The 16299-nt window shown below is 68.9% G+C and carries 16 protein-coding genes and 2 pseudogenes; 12 read left to right on the top strand and 6 right to left on the bottom strand.

Annotation, left to right across the window (positions count from 1 at the left end):
* Window positions 1-6: 6 nt before the first annotated feature.
* A complete protein-coding gene (locus tag OG780_RS02175; protein WP_328444055.1) occupies window positions 7-1335 on the top strand; it encodes an LLM class flavin-dependent oxidoreductase in 1329 nt (442 codons plus the stop codon).
* Window positions 1336-1432: 97 nt separating this feature from the next.
* Here the strand turns inward: OG780_RS02175 and OG780_RS02170 are convergent, their stop codons facing one another.
* From OG780_RS02170 to pnuC, 3 genes are read right to left on the bottom strand one after another with little or no spacing between them, the layout of a single operon-like run.
* A complete protein-coding gene (locus tag OG780_RS02170; RefSeq protein WP_328444053.1) occupies window positions 1433-2164 on the bottom strand; it encodes an NUDIX hydrolase in 732 nt (243 codons plus the stop codon).
* Complete coding sequence (locus OG780_RS02165; RefSeq protein WP_328444052.1) at window positions 2161-3252, bottom strand: AAA family ATPase; 1092 nt, start codon at window positions 3250-3252, stop codon at window positions 2161-2163. Before OG780_RS02165 ends, OG780_RS02170 begins: the two co-directional genes overlap by 4 nt.
* Window positions 3249-3857 carry a nicotinamide riboside transporter PnuC gene (gene pnuC / locus OG780_RS02160; RefSeq protein WP_328444050.1) on the bottom strand — a complete coding sequence of 203 codons (609 nt, stop codon included), beginning with the start codon at window positions 3855-3857 and terminating at the stop codon, window positions 3249-3251. Before pnuC ends, OG780_RS02165 begins: the two co-directional genes overlap by 4 nt.
* 314 nt (window positions 3858-4171) lie before the next feature.
* Here pnuC and OG780_RS02155 point away from each other — a divergent pair, with 314 nt between their 5' ends.
* From OG780_RS02155 to OG780_RS02145, 3 genes are all read left to right on the top strand, one after another.
* Window positions 4172-5416, top strand: coding sequence for an SUKH-4 family immunity protein (locus OG780_RS02155; RefSeq protein ID WP_328444048.1), 1245 nt, complete (start codon window positions 4172-4174; stop codon window positions 5414-5416).
* 94 nt (window positions 5417-5510) lie between these two features.
* Window positions 5511-6419 carry a hypothetical protein gene (locus OG780_RS02150; protein ID WP_328444046.1) on the top strand — a complete coding sequence of 303 codons (909 nt, stop codon included), beginning with the start codon at window positions 5511-5513 and terminating at the stop codon, window positions 6417-6419.
* Window positions 6420-6684: 265 nt separating this feature from the next.
* Window positions 6685-6855 carry a hypothetical protein gene (locus OG780_RS02145; protein WP_328444044.1) on the top strand — a complete coding sequence of 57 codons (171 nt, stop codon included), beginning with the start codon at window positions 6685-6687 and terminating at the stop codon, window positions 6853-6855.
* 814 nt (window positions 6856-7669) lie between these two features.
* On the opposite strand, the gene OG780_RS02140 is transcribed toward OG780_RS02145, so the two are convergent.
* Window positions 7670-8083: a DUF4345 domain-containing protein gene (locus tag OG780_RS02140; protein WP_328444042.1), complete on the bottom strand. Its 414-nt coding sequence runs from the start codon at window positions 8081-8083 to the stop codon at window positions 7670-7672.
* 90 nt (window positions 8084-8173) lie between these two features.
* Between OG780_RS02140 and OG780_RS02135 the strand changes: the two genes are divergently transcribed.
* The 4 genes from OG780_RS02135 to OG780_RS02120 all read left to right on the top strand — a co-directional run bounded on the left by OG780_RS02135 (window position 8174) and on the right by OG780_RS02120 (window position 10622).
* Window positions 8174-8821 carry a TetR/AcrR family transcriptional regulator gene (locus OG780_RS02135; protein ID WP_328444040.1) on the top strand — a complete coding sequence of 216 codons (648 nt, stop codon included), beginning with the start codon at window positions 8174-8176 and terminating at the stop codon, window positions 8819-8821.
* Window positions 8822-8908: 87 nt separating this feature from the next.
* Window positions 8909-9418: a DUF2867 domain-containing protein gene (locus tag OG780_RS02130; protein ID WP_328444037.1), complete on the top strand. Its 510-nt coding sequence runs from the start codon at window positions 8909-8911 to the stop codon at window positions 9416-9418.
* A gap of 24 nt (window positions 9419-9442) precedes the next feature.
* On the top strand, window positions 9443-9847 hold the full coding sequence (locus tag OG780_RS02125) for a hypothetical protein (RefSeq protein ID WP_328444035.1): 405 nt from the start codon (window positions 9443-9445) through the stop codon (window positions 9845-9847).
* A 346-nt stretch (window positions 9848-10193) separates the two neighbouring features.
* Window positions 10194-10622 (top strand): DUF3592 domain-containing protein, encoded by a 429-nt coding sequence (locus OG780_RS02120; protein WP_328444033.1) that lies wholly within the window; start codon window positions 10194-10196, stop codon window positions 10620-10622.
* Window positions 10623-10885: 263 nt separating this feature from the next.
* On the opposite strand, the gene OG780_RS02115 is transcribed toward OG780_RS02120, so the two are convergent.
* Window positions 10886-11488, bottom strand: coding sequence for a hypothetical protein (locus tag OG780_RS02115; protein WP_328444031.1), 603 nt, complete (start codon window positions 11486-11488; stop codon window positions 10886-10888).
* Between the two features lie 622 nt (window positions 11489-12110).
* Between OG780_RS02115 and OG780_RS02110 the strand changes: the two genes are divergently transcribed.
* The 3 genes from OG780_RS02110 to OG780_RS02095 all read left to right on the top strand — a co-directional run bounded on the left by OG780_RS02110 (window position 12111) and on the right by OG780_RS02095 (window position 15391).
* Window positions 12111-12851 carry a hypothetical protein gene (locus OG780_RS02110; protein ID WP_328444029.1) on the top strand — a complete coding sequence of 247 codons (741 nt, stop codon included), beginning with the start codon at window positions 12111-12113 and terminating at the stop codon, window positions 12849-12851.
* Window positions 12848-14104: an ISAs1 family transposase gene (locus tag OG780_RS02100; RefSeq protein ID WP_443062091.1), complete on the top strand. Its 1257-nt coding sequence runs from the start codon at window positions 12848-12850 to the stop codon at window positions 14102-14104. Before OG780_RS02110 ends, OG780_RS02100 begins: the two co-directional genes overlap by 4 nt.
* A gap of 276 nt (window positions 14105-14380) precedes the next feature.
* Window positions 14381-15391: a questin oxidase family protein gene (locus OG780_RS02095; protein WP_328444027.1), complete on the top strand. Its 1011-nt coding sequence runs from the start codon at window positions 14381-14383 to the stop codon at window positions 15389-15391.
* Between the two features lie 43 nt (window positions 15392-15434).
* Here the strand turns inward: OG780_RS02095 and OG780_RS02090 are convergent.
* Window positions 15435-15632: pseudogene (locus tag OG780_RS02090) on the bottom strand (ATP-binding protein); the annotation flags it as partial.
* Here OG780_RS02090 and OG780_RS02085 point away from each other — a divergent pair.
* Window positions 15622-16145 (top strand): annotated as a pseudogene (locus tag OG780_RS02085) (tyrosine-type recombinase/integrase); the annotation flags it as partial. The pseudogenes OG780_RS02090 and OG780_RS02085 overlap by 11 nt on opposite strands.
* Between the last annotated feature and the right edge of the window lie 154 nt (window positions 16146-16299).

Raw genomic sequence — 16299 nt, 5'->3', positions numbered from 1 at the left:
CAACCCGTGACCCAGACACAGCGCCGGCTCCACCTCAACGCCTTCCTCATGGAGGCGGGCCACCATGAGGCGGCGTGGCGGCTCCCGCACAGCAACCCCCGGGCGGACTTCGACCTGCGGCACTGGATCGAGCTGGCACAGCTCGCCGAGAGCGCCAAGTTCGACTCGCTGTTCCTCGCGGACGGTCCGGCCCTCATGGGAACCGGCGAATTCCGGCCGCCGGGCCAGCTCGAGCCACTCACACTGCTGACCGCCCTGTCCCAGGCGACCAGCCGGATCGGCCTCATCGCGACCGTTTCCTCGACGTACAACGAGCCCTACAACCTCGCCCGCCGGCTCGCCTCCGTCGACCACGTCAGCGGTGGCCGCGCCGGCTGGAACATCGTCACCTCGGCAGGGGCGGACGAGGCCGCCAACTTCGGCCTCGACAACCGTCCCGGCCACGCCGAGCGCTACGCCCGTGCCGACGAGTTCCTGAAGGTCGCCAAAGCCCTGTGGGACAGCTGGGAGTCCGACGCCGTCGTTGCGGACCAGGCCGGCGGACGCTACGCCGACCCCGACGGGCTGCACCGGCTCGGCCACCAGGGCACGTACTTCAAGGTGGCCGGACCGCTCAACGTCCAGCGCCCGCCCCAGGGTTACCCACTGCTCGTCCAGGCCGGCTCCTCCGAGGACGGAAAGGAGTTCGCGGCCCGCCACGCCGAGGCCATCTTCACCGCTCACACGACCTACGAGCGCGCGGCCGCCTTCTACGCCGACATCAAGGCACGGACCAGGGCCGCGGGGCGCGACCCGGACGGCGTGATCGTCCTGCCCGGCATCGTCCCCTACATCGGGTCGACCGAGGCGGAAGCCCGGGCGCTCGCCCGGCAGTTCGACGAGCTGCGCGTCCCGGAGTACGGGCTGCGCCAGCTGGCAGCCGTGTTCGAGACCGAGCCATCGGCCTTCGAACTCGACGCGCCCCTGCCGGACTTCATCCTCGCCAGGCCGAAGCTGGAGGGGTCACAGAGCCGTTCCGACCTGATCATCGATCTCGCGGTCCGTGAAAAACTCACGGTTCGTCAGATCATCTCCCGACTCGGCGGTGGGCGCGGCCACTTCGAGTTCATCGGTACGCCCGAGCAGGTCGCGGACACGATCATCGCCTGGTTCGAGGGTGGGGCCGCGGACGGATTCAACATCATGGCGCCCGCCCTGCCCTCGGGCCTCGCGGCCTTCACCGAGCACGTCCTGCCGATCCTGCGCGGCAAGGGCCTGTTCCGCGAGGAGTACGAGGGCACGACCCTGCGCGAGCACTACGGCCTCCCGGTCCCGGCGAACCAGTTCCGGGCCTGACCGACCGCCGGGCTGCCCGATGGGTCAGCCCGGCACGTAGCCGAGGGAGGTGCCGAACAGGCGCCGGTGGCAAGGGTGTCGGTCGAGGCCGTGGCGGTCATCGGGGGTCCTCCGGCCGGAGCAGGGGCGGGTGCAGGGCGGTGGCCGGGCCGGCGCGATACAGCGCGGCGGGTTTGCCACGGCCGCCGGTCAGACGCGCGCCGCCGGGGACGGCCTCCACGAAGCCGGGGGTGGCGAGCACCTTGCGGCGGAAGTTGGGACGGTCGAGGCCCGTGTCCCAGACGGTCTCGTAGACGGCCTGCAACTCGCCGAGGGTGAACTCGGGCGGGCAGAAGGCGGGGGCCAGGCAGGTGTACTCCAGCCTGGCCCGGACCCGTTCACGGGCGTCGGCGAGGATGCGGTCGTGGTCGAAGGCGAGCGCGGTGGCATCGGCCTCGGCGAGCGGTACCCAGCGGGCCTGGGCGGCGTCCCCGCCCGCCGCGGGTTCGGGCAGATCGGGGATGAGCGCGGCGAAGGCCACGGAGACCACCCGCATCCGGGGGTCGCGGTCCGGGTCGCTGTAGGTGCGCAGTTGCTCCAGGTGGAGGCTGTCGACCAGGAGCTCCGGCAGGCCGGTCTCCTCGGCGAGTTCCCGGCGGGCGGCCTCCTCGGCCGACTCCCAAGGCAGCAGGAAGCCACCGGGCAGCGCCCAGGCGCCCGCGTACGGCTCCTGCCCGCGCCGGATCAGCAGCACGTGCAGGGAGGACGCTCGTACGGTGAGCACGGCGAGGTCGACGGTCACCGCGAACGGCTCGTACGCCGACGGGTCGTACGGAGCGGCGGCCGTCACCGGTTCTCCGGGAGCGGGTCGGCGAAGTGCCAGCCCTCGGCGAGCAGGCCGTCCACCGCCGCCACGGCGGTGCGCAGCCGCTCCTCGGGGCTGCCGGTGACCAGCAGGAACCGCCGGTCGGTGCGCTCCAGTTCCTCCCGGAACCGGCCGGTCATCCACGGGCGCAGGTGGGGCTCGTCGCGCAGGCCGTCGTCCTCGAAGGGCACGCCCTCGTGGTCGGTGAGCAGGTACAGGTGGCGCGGGGTGCGGGCGGCGACCGCCGCCACCTCGGGGCTGGGCGAGCCGAGGTAGCGCTCGTGCCAGATCGCGGTGGCGAAGGAGTCGGTGTCGCAGAAGAGTACGGGGGAGCCGCGGCGGGCCGCCCGCTGTTCGTCGTCGTCCTGGCGGCGGGCGATGACGGGGAACTCCTCGGAGGCGAACGCCACTTCGGACCAGTCGGCTCCGGGGTCGGTGGCCCGCAGGGCGGCGAGCTTCTCCTCGCTGTACGCGCGCCCGTACTCGGGCACCCAGCCGGTGTCCGTCCAGACGCCGCCGCGCGCCCGGTAGTGGGCTGCCAGCGCCAGGGAGAGGGTGGTGGTGCCGGTGGACTCGGCGCCGAGGACGACCACGCGCCGGGCGAGGGCGCCGCGCACGCCCGGGCCGAGGAACGCCCAGCTGCCCACCGGATCCTTGCGTACGGCCGTGCCGGAGACGGGGTACGTGGTGCGGTCCAGGTCCACGCCGACCTCGGCCGCACCGAACCGGCGGGCCAACTCGGTCCCGTAGGACTCGGAGGTGAACACGGCGTCCACCGGCTCCGGGACGGCCGTACGGAAGACCGTCATGTGGGCGTCCCACACCGCGGGGTCGTGCAGGTCGACCGCGTGGTCGTCGACGGCGCCGACGACCTCGGCCCCCGGGTGGGCCTCGCGCATCCACGCCACCCGGTCGGCGAGCGGCACCGATTCCACGGAGGCCGCGCAGACCAGAACGGTCAGCCGGTCGCACTGCGCCTGGGCGGTGCGGACGAGATGGTGGTGGCCCGCGTGCGGCGGATAGAACTTGCCGAGCACCAGGCCGTGCCGGTAAGGGCGGGCGGCGGTGCTCACGCGGTCACCGCCGTCACGGGCCGGGGGGCCGTGGCCACGAGGGTGCGCCGCCAGCCGACGAGGCCGGCCACGCACAGGGCGAGGAAGCCGACGTACAGCAGGGAGGTCAGGTAGAGGTCCTTGTAGGCGTACAGCGGGATGTAGACCAGGTCGGCGGCGATCCACAGCCACCAGGACTCCAGCAGCTTGCGGCACTGGCCGTAGGTGGCCGCCAGGGAGAGGGCGGTGGTGAGCGCGTCCCAGAAGGGGACGGTGGAGTCGGTGGCGCGGTCCAGCAGCAGCGTGAGGGCGGCGGTGCCCAGCACGCCGGCGGCGGCGAGCCAGGTCCATTCGGCACCCGTCGTACGGCGCACCGGCAGGGCGTCGGCGGCGGTCCGTCCGCTGCCGCGGGCCCAGGTCCACCAGCCGTAGGCGGCCAGCGCGATGAAGACGACCTGGAGACCGGCGTCGGCGTACAGGCCGGCCTGGAGGAAGAGCACGATGAAGAAGACGTTGTTGGCAATGCCCACGGGCCAGTTGGCGATGTGCTGGCGGGCCACCAGCCAGACACAGACGGCGCCGGTGGCGAAGCCGAGCGCTTCGGTCCAGCTGAGGTTCCAGTTCACGGGGCGACTCCTTAATAGTCGCCATGACTATAAATAGCGGGACGGGTGGAGGGCAAGGGATTTAGCCCGCGACGCCTGAGGCGGCGCGGGCCTCTCGGGGTGAGTCGGTCGGGTCTCGCTCGCGGTTGCGACCGTGGTCCGGGACGTGGTCGGGGGAGGGGACGGGAACTGCCGGACCTGCGTGGGGCGTTCCGGCGGCTCGGCTCGGCTCGGCTCGGCTCGGCTCGGCGCTGATCGCGAACGCGCCGGCGTCTGCGGTCGGACCGCCCGTCCTCGTGGGCGGTGCCGTCAGTGGCGGCTGGCAGCATGTCCCCATGACTCGCGAGGATCTTGACATACTGTTCGCCGACCCTGCGGCCCTGCTCGCCGCCGAGCCCGAGGCCCTTCGGGACCTGCCCGCCACGGGCGGGGGAGCGGGCCGCGAAGCCTACGCCCAGGCCGTCGCGATCCTCGACCGAGCCGAGGTGCCGCGGGCCGAGTTCGCCTCGTGGCTGCACTTCGGCGCGAAGATACTGGGCCACGACGCCTACGCCGACCTGGTCGCCGAGGCCGAGCCGGACATGCCGTGGCGAACCGTCTGGGCCTGGTGGCGCCCGGTCGGTGCCTACCGGGCCAAGCCGAACTTGAGCGGGGACGCCGATGTGGAGGTGCACGAGGCGTCGGACGGCCGTCTCCTGCTGAAGGTGTGGTCGCTGTGGACCCGGGAGCACTGGCTCGATCCGGCCACCGGCCGGCGGGTCCCCGCCCCCGCCGACGGCGAGTTCGGCGAACGGCCCTACGACGCCCCCGTCGAGGGACCCGTCCTCTTCGACCCGGACGACGACCACGGCCTCTACCAGCCCGACGCCTGGGAGGAGCCCGCACCCCTCGGAGACGACCGCGTCATGTTCTTCGACCCGCGCGGCGTGGTGGTCCTGGAGCGCAATGGCGCGGCGGCCGACGGGCCGACGGGTTCCGAGGCGGTTTCCCGGGGCCAGGGTGATCCCTGGTTCGCGGAGCCGACGGCAGCCGAAGCCCCGCTGGATGCCGCCCGCTTGGAGGAGGCGTTCGGTCCGGACGGGTTGGCGCTGCTGACGCGGGACCAACTGCCCGCCGCGCTGAAGCACGCGCCCACACGGGAGTTGGCCGCCACGGCGGGGCTGCCGACGTGGTTCGCCGCGGGAGTCGCCACGTTCACCCTGGCCTGGAAGGACGGGAAGGCGCGCGGGCTGGAGCCCGACGAGAACGGCCTGCTGCACCTGGGCACCTTCGAGCTGGCGTACGCCGACACCGGCCGGGTGCTCGTCCACTCCGAGACGGGCGCGGTGTCGATGGTGCGCAACGGCCAGGGCCCGTTCCCTCTCGCCCGGGACACCGAGACCTTCGTACGACTGCTGGAGGCCGTGTACCGCTTCATGGGTGCCTGCTGGAACCCCTACCCGGGCGAGTGCGGCACGCGGGACTTCCTTCGCGAGGCCGCCGCTCTCGAACCGCTCTCGGTGAACGGGGAAGCGCCCGCCCAGGACGTCTGGGGGCACCTGTTCGCCGCCATAGTCGAACTCAGCCCGTGGGGCTACTGACCGGGCGAGCGGGGCGGCTCGGTCGTCGTACGGGGAGCGGGATCCGCGGTTATGGCCGATCCTGTGGGGGAGACTCCGGCCCGATGGGATCGTCATGTCCGATGCAGCCTCGCGTGCGGAGCGGCGGGTCGCGCTGGTCCGGGACGACGTGCCCGGACGTCTGACGCTGGCGCAGGAGTTCTACACGCACTCCTCCGAGCCCCTGCGCCGGTACGGTCACGCCGAGCTGAGCTTTCTGCGCTGGTCCGCGGCGCGCGGGGTGCTCGCGCCGCGGTCCGCCGCCTGTCCGGGCAGCGCCTGGTGGCGTTCCGTGAACGAGGGGCTCCTCAGGGACAAGGTGGAGGCGGGCCTCCTGTGTGCCGGTGCCCCGGGGCAGGCGAGCGCCAGGAGCGTCGAGTACTGGGTGGACTGCGTGCGGGACCCGTCGCCCGCCGCCTGGTACCGCGCCCACAACGCCAGCATCGTCGCCGGATATCTGCGCCATGAAGACCTGGCCGTGCCGGAGTCGCAGGTGGAGCGGTTCATGATGAACGTCGCCCTGCTGCGCGTGCTGTTCACTCACGCCATGCTGCTACGGCCGCGCCTCGCGCTCGGATGGCTGGGGCCGCTCGGGCCGCGGCTGGTGGATCCTCGCTACCGGACCGTGAAGTGGTTTCTCGACCTCGGCCGGTCCTTCCCGGCGGTGTACCCCGTCACCCTGCCCACCGTGGACACGATCCTCGACGAGCACGCCGTCGCCCGGATGCTCGACTACGGCGTCATCGCCCCCCGGCTGTCGGCGCTGTACGCGTTCTCGGCCGCCGCACTCGAAGAACCCCGGCTGGTGGCCTTCCTGGACGCGGGTGTGCCGGCCTACGTCTGGACCGCGGCGGAGCGACCGCTCTGGTACGTCGGCAACACGGGCGCTCACCTGCGGTTCATCGCCCGGGTGACAGGCGCACGCCTGACCTGGCCTCCGTCACGGGCCGGCCGTCGCAGGAGTTCACGGCACGGGTCGACTTGACCCGGCCCTAGTGGACCGGGCTTGGAGGCAGTGCCCAACTGGTTGCCGGGTCGACTCCTCCGTCCAGACACCCCCTATGGGGTGACAGGGACGCGTGACTCACGCCCCGCAGTCCACACGGCAAGCAGGAGAGAAGCGCCCGATCCAAGGGCGCTTCTCTCCTCGCCGTTTCCGGCAAGTGGCAAGATCTCAGCACCGCAGAGGTGGGAGGAAGTCTGTGTCAAAGCAGGTCATACGTCCGAGCGATGTGAACCCCTCGGCTGAGATGGCTGAGTTCCAGTTCTGGAAGTGCCGTCAATGCGGAGCCGAGCCCTTGGGCCTGTTCGTCGACGAGCGGGGCCGGTACCACTACCGGCACGACGACCCTGATGGCCTGGACCCACACACGGATGTCGTAGCCCTCGGGTACGTGGACGGGGTACTGACCCGGTTCTGAGCACGGACACGCAGCGGCCCTGGATTGCCGAGGCAGCCAGGGCCGCACCCTTGGGCCAATGCTGTGACCGGGAAGGTCCACTGGGTCGCTTCGCTGGTCGCGCTCTGGGCTCGTAGCCTGGTCGGATGCCCGATGACTGTTCGCCCTGTGGCCCCTGGCGCCCGCATCTGAGACCGATTGGCTCGCCCGGCTCTCCCAGGACGACGGCCTCACTGGCTACGAAGCACCCGGGCTGCCCGACGCCGCCCGGGTGCTCGGCGGTATGTACGAGCGCGGGGGAACCGCGGGGATTCGGTCAACGACGCCCAGAGCCGGGACGAGCACCCCGGCCCGGGTTGGGAGCGGTTGCGCTGGGCGGAACTGATCGTTGCGGGCCTTGCGGCAGATACGCCGACGCAGGCCGAGACGCTGGCACAAAAGGCAGGAAGCACCCGTCACAACTCGATGGCTGCCTGACTGCTGCACCCCGAGAAGCCCCGGCAGGTCGTGGTCCGAGCATGCTCATGCGATCCGCCGGACTGGCCCCGTGCGTCGCTGCTCCCCAGCAGGACGATGTACGGGGCCTTTCGCTATCCGCGGGTCCCGTTGACTGCGGTCTGCCGCTCGGCCGGGACCGGCGCCCCAGCGCCGCAGCCCGGACGAACGGCAGACCCATCGCACTCGGAGGATGGAATGAGGGACTCGCATCAGACTCTGGGCAGCAGGACATCAGCTTGGGAAGCTCATGTGCCGAGTTGCCGACGATCACGTAATTCCTCACCGGTAGCCTCAACGTCCCTGCCCGAGCGTTCGATCTGGACGAGCTCATGCGCGTTCATCGCCCGGCGGGAATGGGCGCGATGTCGCCGTGCGGGGTTCGCTCCTCTGCGGCGGCCAGCCAGAAGAAGACCGGCGGCAGGCTGAGCTCGATGACCGCCAGCGCAATCTGGAACCAGTGTGGCCAGCCGTGCAGGGCGAGCGAGAGCAGTCGGCTCACGCCGCCCAGCAGGAAGACGCCGGCCAGCCAGCGCACCGTCCGAGCTGGGATCGGGCGCTGTCGCGCGGCCCAGAGCCAGGCCAGCCCGTAGCCGACGAAACCGGCCCCCATGAACCGGCCCCAGCTGTCGATCGTCGCGCCGGCGGAATCGGCGCCGGGGATCGCCGCGTTGCCGAGTGCCACGTGGAGCAGGCCGATTGTCACGCAGGTCCAGCCCATCAACTGCGTGAGTACGCGCAGAGCCCTGGCCATGATCCCTCCAAGTCGTCTTGGCGGAGCTTGATTGACATGTGTCTACTACAGTGGATGTGCCAGTAGACCCATGTCAACTAAACTTCGTGCGTGCCTCCCCGTAAGCGACTCACTCCCGCCGACCGCCGCGCCCAGCTCCTCGCCGTGGGCGCAGGGCTCTTCGCCGCACGCCCGTATGCCGACGTGTTGATGGAGGAGGTCGCCGAAGAGGCCGGTGTCTCGCGGGCTCTGCTCTACCGTCACTTCCCCAGCAAGCACGCCCTCTTCGCGGCGGTCTACCGGCAAGCCGCGGACCAGTTGCTTGCCGAGACGCGGCTCGACCCCGCCGACTCCCTGGTCGAGCAGCTCATCCAGGGCATGGACGTCCATCTCGACTACTTCGTGGCGAACCGCAACGCCGTCCTCGCCGCGAACCGGGTCCTCGCGGGCGACCCGGTGATCCAGACGATCATGACGAACGAGCTGGACGCGCTCCGTGCGCGGCTGCTGGCCGTACTCCCACTCGCGGACGATAGCTCCCGCGAGGCCGTGTCCGGCGTCCTCAAAAGCTGGCTGGTCTTCGTCCAGGTCCTCTGCGTCGACTGGCTCACCCAGGCGACCTGTACCCGCACCCAGCTCCGCGACGTCTGCGTCGGCGCGATTCTCGGCGCCCTCAGGCCACTGCTCGCCGAGGACCCCGCCCCCGACTGGCCGTCACAAGGGTCCGGCGCGGGCACCTGGAGCCTGCCCGCCGGATGAATGGCGCGTAGAGAGCGGTCCGCCGCCGATGGCGGTGAAGAATCACAGGCATAGGGGTAGGACCATCACGGGGGAGGGATCCAGATCATGGCTGATGTGCAAGTCCGTAAACACACGAAGCCTGTTGTCCAGAGCGCCGTGGCAAGTCTCGGCGGCTATGACCATGTGGATGCGGTGGCCGTGGATCTCCCCGCAGGTACCAGCGCAATCGAGTTCACTCGTATGGTCTTCACCGGGACTCCTGAGTGGGTGCACAGACTGCTCACCCTGCGCGACATGGTGATGGCGCCCTTCGGACTCCAGTCGCAGAAGCGCGTCCCGGTGCAGGACATCCGGATCGAGCCCGGTCTCAAGATGGGGCCCTTCCGATTGCTGACCGTGACCGAAGACGAGGTCTTGTGCGGAGACGACGACAAGCACCTGGACTTCCGTACCTCTTTCGCGGTTCGTCCGTCTTCCTCCGGTGAGGGGTGGGACGGCGTGTGCACGACGGTCGTTCGGTTCCACCGCCCAGTCGGACGCTTGTACTTCAAGGCGATCCAGCCATTTCACAACCTGATCATTCCCCGCGTTGTCGCAGGTGCGGTCCGTGTCTGACAGCGCTTTCTGTGCGCGGTCTACGTGCTCCAGTTGGCCGGCACCCGGGCCCGCAAGTTCGCCTTCGGCAAGGCCTGGGCCGTGGAGTCGCTGAGCGCGGCTGACGTCCGCCGCTTCCTTGCCCGGCCGGAACAGCAGACGACCGCGGCTACCGCGAAGGAGACGCACAAGGTTCTCCGTACGGCTCTCTCGGCCGCCTGCCGTGAGGAGCTGATCGCCGCGAGCCTCGTCACCCTCATCGACGCGCTTCTGGTCGAGCCCAGCAGGCTCGATCCCTGGAGCATCGCCGGGAGGTCAGCGACTACGTGTTCACCACGCGAACGGGGCGGCCGATCGAGCTGCGCAACGTCTACCGCTCCTTCCCGCGTGCTGCGGTTCGAGCAGGATGGCTCTTTGGTTGTGCTTGAGGGACTGCAAGACGGTCAGTAGCCGAAGAAGTGCGGGGCCGGGTCTCCGACCTGCACCCCTGCAACCGATCAACGCTGCGACCTGCGGCTTAGCCGTCGACGGTTGTCAGCGGTGGTCGTCGTTGAGCACCCTCGGACGGCCCAGGGACGGCCCGGAGGGTGCTCAACACGATGACGGATGAAGCCTCTCGATACCAGAGCCCTACCAAGAGAGATAGATCGCTCTTGTGGCGCTTCGCCACTGTCAGAGCTGAGTGGATCGGTCCACGGTTTCCCGCATGATCGGGCATGGCTGAGTCGTGAACCTCTTTGTCCCAAAGTCACTTGAGTGCCACACGACTCGGCAAACGGAGACCTAGGGTTCTCGTATGGGGGAGTTCGTAGTGATGGCGTTGCTCGGCGTGGTGTTCACCGGCGCCACCGTTGCAATGGGGCGCGATACTTGGCGAGTTCATAGAATTCGTCGGCGGGGGATCCAGGCGACTGGCATTGTCGTTGGCATTCGGGAATCGACGGACGATGATGGGGACACCCAGCTGTACCCTCAGGTCCGCTACGCGCTCGCTGATGGACGAGAGGTCACGGGTGAGAGTGGAGCACACACGGTGCACAGCCCACTGTCAGAGGGTGACGGGGTAGAGCTTCTGTATCGGCCAGAGGATCCCGAGCGGATCATCCTGATCGCCTACGACAAAAACATGAACATGTGGGTCTACGGTGGGCTCTCCCTGCTCCTGGGAGCCATAGCACTGCTCTGGGTGCTCTCGGCGATCGTCTCCTTGCTGCGATCCGCCTGAATCATGCTGTGTGTTCCCCTGTGTTTCTCATAGGCACCGGCGTCCGCCCGCGGGCTGCCCTTCCAACGACCACCGCTTTAGGAGCGAGGTTGGGCGATCCCAGGCGTGACCTGCGGATTCCCTGGCTTGGGAACAGGTCGGCGGTATTGCCCTGGCAACCCCCGACACCCCGTGAGCCCCCGTGCGTTCTGGCACGAGAGTGGCACGGCCCGGGACCGTGATCCCCTGGAGGACCTCAAGGTCGCCCCTTTTTGAATCGGCACTCAGTCCCGTGCGAGCCATCTCTTGACGTTATCGGCCTCATCCGTCGTGAGTTCGCCGTTCCTGAGCATGAACTGGGCAAAATTCCTGATCGCTGAAGCGCGGTGAGGACGCGGCACCGCCAAAACCGACAGGTCCTCCTGGTTCTTCGTTCCGACGATGATGACGTCCCCCGTCGGAGACATCGTGGCAAGTCCTTCCAACGCGGGCCCGTTGATGGTCTCCCTGTTGGAGCCGGCAACGGTCCATTGCGCCTGGAGTCGCACTCGCGCCCAGTAAAGGTCACTGTCGTATGGTTCGTCGTCGTGCAGATTGACCATGAGGAGGAACTCTCCGCTCTCCCCGAACAGCCCGAATCGCGATGCCAGACCAAACCAGGCGTCGTCGACCTCCTGGAGAGGATCGGGACTGTCGTATGCGACGACGATGTCGACGCGCCCGTCTTGCGGTCCACATGACGTTGCATGAGCCGCTTGGGGCGGACAGGAGGTCACCGTTCGCTCGACAGCGAGCAGAGTGACCCCCGACGAGGCAAGTATCCTGGACAGTTCCTCAAACGTCTTCAGGGCTGCCTCCCAGCAGAAGCGTGCGAATTCGAACTGCACGAGCTTCCCACAAGCGTGGCCCCAGACCGCCGTTCGCTTTCCTGCCACAGTGACGCCAAGGCGAACGGCATTCTCGGGTCCCGTCTCCTGGACCGCCTCTTCGGGGAGTGACCGCTCAAGCCGAGTCAAAAGGGCCGCCCTTCGGGCGCCCACTCGCCGTGGGAGCTCCCGCACGCGGGCGCCTACTGGGTAGCGGGTAGTGGGGTCCCCAGTAGAAATGCCCCAGTAGAGGCCTCGGAGCGCCGTGACTGGGGTGCCTACTGGGTAGTGGGGTGCCGTCCCTCATTACCCAATGGCCCCGCCAGGCCCGCTCTCTGGAGACACCCAGGTGTTTTCGGCGGGATGTATGAGAGCCAGTGGAACGGCGGATTCTGGAGCCACGTTGGGCCATCCGTGAGGGGAATGGACAACGGCACAGCATCATGATCGGCGGCGGAAACGGGAGCCGCCCCTATCGCAGGGCTTCGGCGTAGTCGGCGGGCGTCCGTTTCGTAATCACTTGAGATGAAGAGAGGGAGAGCGGGCGGTTCCTGCTCACGTCCCGTTGTGCCTCGGAGCGCTTACGTCTCCCCCTGCACCGTCGGGTGGAGCGAGCCGACTGCGTTAGGAGATGATCCCGTGCGTGGCTGAAGAGGCAGGGACAGATGCGGACGACGATTATGTATGGACAGATACGGACGACGCTTGTGCATGGGCTGAGCGACTGGGTTGGGCGTTCGGGCTCATCGCGGAAGACCCGGCTGCGAGAGGTGCAGCGCTCGTCCATCTGGCCGAGGCCCAGAGGAAGGTCACGGACGCCCTCGCCCGGTACCACGAGATGTGGCGACTGACGCAGCCCCTGGGAGTGGACGAGCAGTACCGGGAGCCGGCCTTTCGACAGGCACTCCAGAGGAAATGGCAAGCCCAGAAGCATTCGCTGCCTGACGGAGTGTGGAATAGCCCTGTGGGCAGGGATCTGGCGACGTGGCCGGGGCTGCCCTATGCGTTGCTCTTCCTGGAGTGGGAGGCGAGGTACCCGCTGGAGTGGACGCAGCATGCGAAGGCGTGGGGTACGAAGCAGAGCCTGATCCGTGAGGTGGCCCGTGCTGCCCAGGAGGAGGCGATCAAGGCGAAACTCACCGACCTGGTCGAGCTCGTCGTCCACCGGGCGTATCGCTGCAAGGATCGCGAATACGTGCGGGTAGCCCGGGCTGTCGACAGCGCTGACCTACGGGACAGGCTCGATCGGGCAGCCGATTCGGACAGTCCGTGGGCCCGGTGCCACGCCGGGTATGTGCTCTGGCTCCTGGACCGCCCTGACCTGCCGAACACCCTTCGTGTCTGGCAGACCTGGGTGGCGGGCGGGGCTGCGTCGTTGTTGTGACCGGGGGCGAATGCAGGAAAGGTTCACGTGATCATGGAGTGCTCTACGCCCCGTGCCCTGCCTGGAAGACCGTGCCTGCCGACGCATCACCCCTGATTCCGCCTGCCCTTGACCGGCTCCGCGAGCAGTCCGACGTCGGGCCAGGGAAGGTGCCCGGCCTGCTGGAGCGGCTGGCTCAGGTGCCGGATCCGCACGATCCGCGCGGCGTGCGCCATACCCTGGCCGTCGTGCTCACGCTGACCGCGTGCGCGGTGCTGACCGGCGCGACCTCGCTGCTAGCGGTCGGCGAGTGGATCGCGGACGCGCCGCCGCACCTGCTGGAGCGACTCGGCGTGCGCCCCGATCCGGTACTGCCCCGGAGGCTGGTGCCCTCGGAGGCGACGGTCCGCCGACTGCTCGCCCGCATCGACGGTGACGCCCTGGACAGGGCAGTGGGCGGATGGCTCGCCGACCGCCGGCCCGAGAACACCGGGCTTCGCGGACTGTCCGTGGACGGCAAGTCCCTGCGCGGTGCGGCGAAGGCCCAGGGGAGGAGGATCCATCTGCTTGCCGCGGTGGAGCACACCACCGGGCTGGTCCTGGCCCAGCTCGACGTCGGCGAGAAGACCGGTGAGGTCACCCGCTTCCAGCCGCTGCTCGACACGGTCGCCGACCTGGCCGCAACCGTGGTTACCAGCGACGCGCTCCATACGCAACGCGAGCACGCCACCTACCTCCTGAGCTGCGGGGCCCATTACATCGCGATCGTCAAGGGCAACCAGAAGAAGCTGCGCAAGCAGCTGAAGTCCCTTCCCTGGAAGGACATCCCCTTCCAGGGCCGCACCCGGGGCACCGGACACGGCCGCGCGGAGATCCGCCGGATCAAGGTCGCCACCGTGAACAACTTGCTCTTCCCCGGCGCCCGCCAGGCCATCCAGATCAAGCGCCGCCGCACCGACCGCAAGACCGACAAGACCACCATCACGACCGTCTATGCAGTCACCAGCCTGACCGCCGAGCAGGCCAACCCCGTCCAACTCGCGAGACTGATCCGCGACCACTGGAAGATCGAGGCCCTGCACCACGTCCGCGACACCACCTTCGCCGAGGACGCCTCCCAGCTGCGGACCAGCAACGCACCCCGCGCGATGGCGACCTGGCGCAACCTCGCCATCGGTGCCCTCCGGCTGAGCGGCGTCAAGAACATCGCCGCCAGCCTCCGTCGCAACGCACGCGACGCCCGCCGACCACTCGCACTCCTCGGCCTCGCATGATCACAAAACGGGTGCCCGCCGACTACGCCGAAGCCCTGGCCCCTATCGGGTGACTTCGGTCAGCCCGGTTTGCATGCGGGAGTGTCTGCGGCGGGGATGTGGCCTTGGGCCGGTAGCTTGTGGGCCCCGGGCCCTGCCGGTCCGTGTCCCTGACGGGCGCGGTCGGGGAGGGCCCGGCCTCGTTCTGCGGTGGCGAGTGGTGGGTCGGAGGTCCTAGGTCGGGCTTACGTCTCCAGCCCGTTACGCCACCGTGGCGTCCTGCCTACTATCCATGTCATGGATACGACAGGGACTCTGGATGAGGCGCTTGAACGACTGCACAACTCGGGGCCCGAGCGGCTTGGACGGCTCACCAATCACGCGCCGATGGCCGTCGAGGCCCTCGCTACTCGCGGACAGGCACATTCGGTGCACCGCTGGCTCGACCTGTACGCACGCAAGCTTGAGGAGTTCCCGTCCCGTGTCGAGCCAGTCACGGACGGCAGTTGGTTTTCCGCGCTTGGCGATCCGCGTCGCGCGGCCGACTGGATTGGCTACTTCGAGCGCGAGATCGCTGAGCGTCCGTGGCGCGAGGTGCTCACTCAGTGGTGGCCCCGTCTTCTGCCCGGCATGTACGGCGGCTCGACACATCCGGTGATTCGGGTGGGCCACGCCGTGCGCACATTGCTGTCCGGCGAGGTGACCGAACCTCGTCTGGCTGAACTTGCTCACGGTCTCGGCTACTGGGCCGCGCGCCACCGCCCCGTCGCGGTTCTTGCCCCGCTGCCCGGCGCCGACAGCGCAGCTGCCGCCCTCGACACGATATCGCCCATCGCCATACAGGACGGTGGCTTCTCCGCCCGGCTGGACCGCGTCACGGCCCTGCCGGTGTGGGCGGCCTCGGTAACGGAACCGAGCGACGCATACGGCCACCTCGCCGAACTGGTGCGGGCGGCAACACACCGATATGCCACCCACGGCCACGGCGAGGAAACGATGCTGGTCCACGCGGCCACGGCTCCCAACGCTGTCCTGCGCACCCTGCCCGCGCTCCCCCACGCCCTGTGGCTATCGAGCCTGCGGGCAGCCTGGACGGCCTCCGCGGCAGTGACCGCGATGTACGCACCGGTCACCTCGGTTGCATACGCCCCGCCCGGCACCTTCACTCCCGAAGAGGTTTTTGAACGGGCCTTGGCGCACGGCGATGAACACGTCATCAAGCTGACAGATACAGCCCTCGATGTCGGCGATGAACCGGCCCTTGCGGCGGCTTTGCGTTCCATGGAGCTGAGCGCCCCGTTGGGATGAGCGCAACCGCCTGCACCGGGTGCGGAGGTGCATGCCACGGACATCACCGTTTCTTGCTCTGGCGTTCGTCCTGGGTGGCCTGGTAGCGGTAGGAGTCGGTGCCGGTCTGGATGAGCGTGCAGCGGAAGGTGATCCGGTCGGCGATGGCCGCGCAGAGCCGGGGGTCTCCGAAGGTCTTGTCCCACTCGGCGAACGGGGAGTTGGTGGCCACGGCGGTCGCCTTGCACTCCTCCCGCTCGGTGCACGTGGTGCAGCAGCTCAAGCTAAGCCTGAGCAAGGCCGTGTTCGCGCCCCCGAAGGGCGGCAAGCTCCGTGACGTCCCTCTCTGCCCGACCCTGTGGCAGAGGCGCTACAGGAGCACATCAAGCGGTTCCCGCCTGTGGAAATCAAGCTCCCGTGGATGCGAGCGAACGGCCAGCCGGTGACCCGGCGCCTCATCTTCACGGGCCCCAATGGTGGGCACGTCTGGCGTACGTCGCTGAACGAAGACCACTGGAAGCCCGCGCTCGCCAAGGCCGGCGTCATCCCCAGGGCCAAGAGCCGCGAGCACGCCGCCGCTCGGGAGCACGGCATGCACGCGCTCCGGCACTTCTACGCGTCCGTGCTTCTGGATGCCGGGGAGAGCATCAAGGCCCTCGCGGAGTACCTCGGGCACTCCGACCCGGGCCTGACGTTGAAGGTGTACGCGCACCTCATGCCGAGCAGCCGGGACCGGGCCCGGAAGGCTCTCCGGCCGCAAGATCACGAGGGCTGAGGTTCCAGAGATGTTCCACAGCATGAAAATGCCCCCGATCTGCGCCGTTAACGCAGGTCGGGGGCGTGATCACATTCTCTACTTCTTCTTGCCCTGGGTCTTGTCGGGGATCTTGGCGACCTGCTGCTTCCCAGCTCAGGGACGGTGGGCTCGG

This window comes from Streptomyces sp. NBC_00386 (genome assembly GCF_036063235.1).
In the GTDB taxonomy this organism is placed as follows: Bacteria; Actinomycetota; Actinomycetes; order Streptomycetales; family Streptomycetaceae; genus Streptomyces.
The sequence above is the reverse complement of the archived record's forward strand: the minus strand, read 5'-3'. Positions and strand labels throughout refer to the sequence as shown.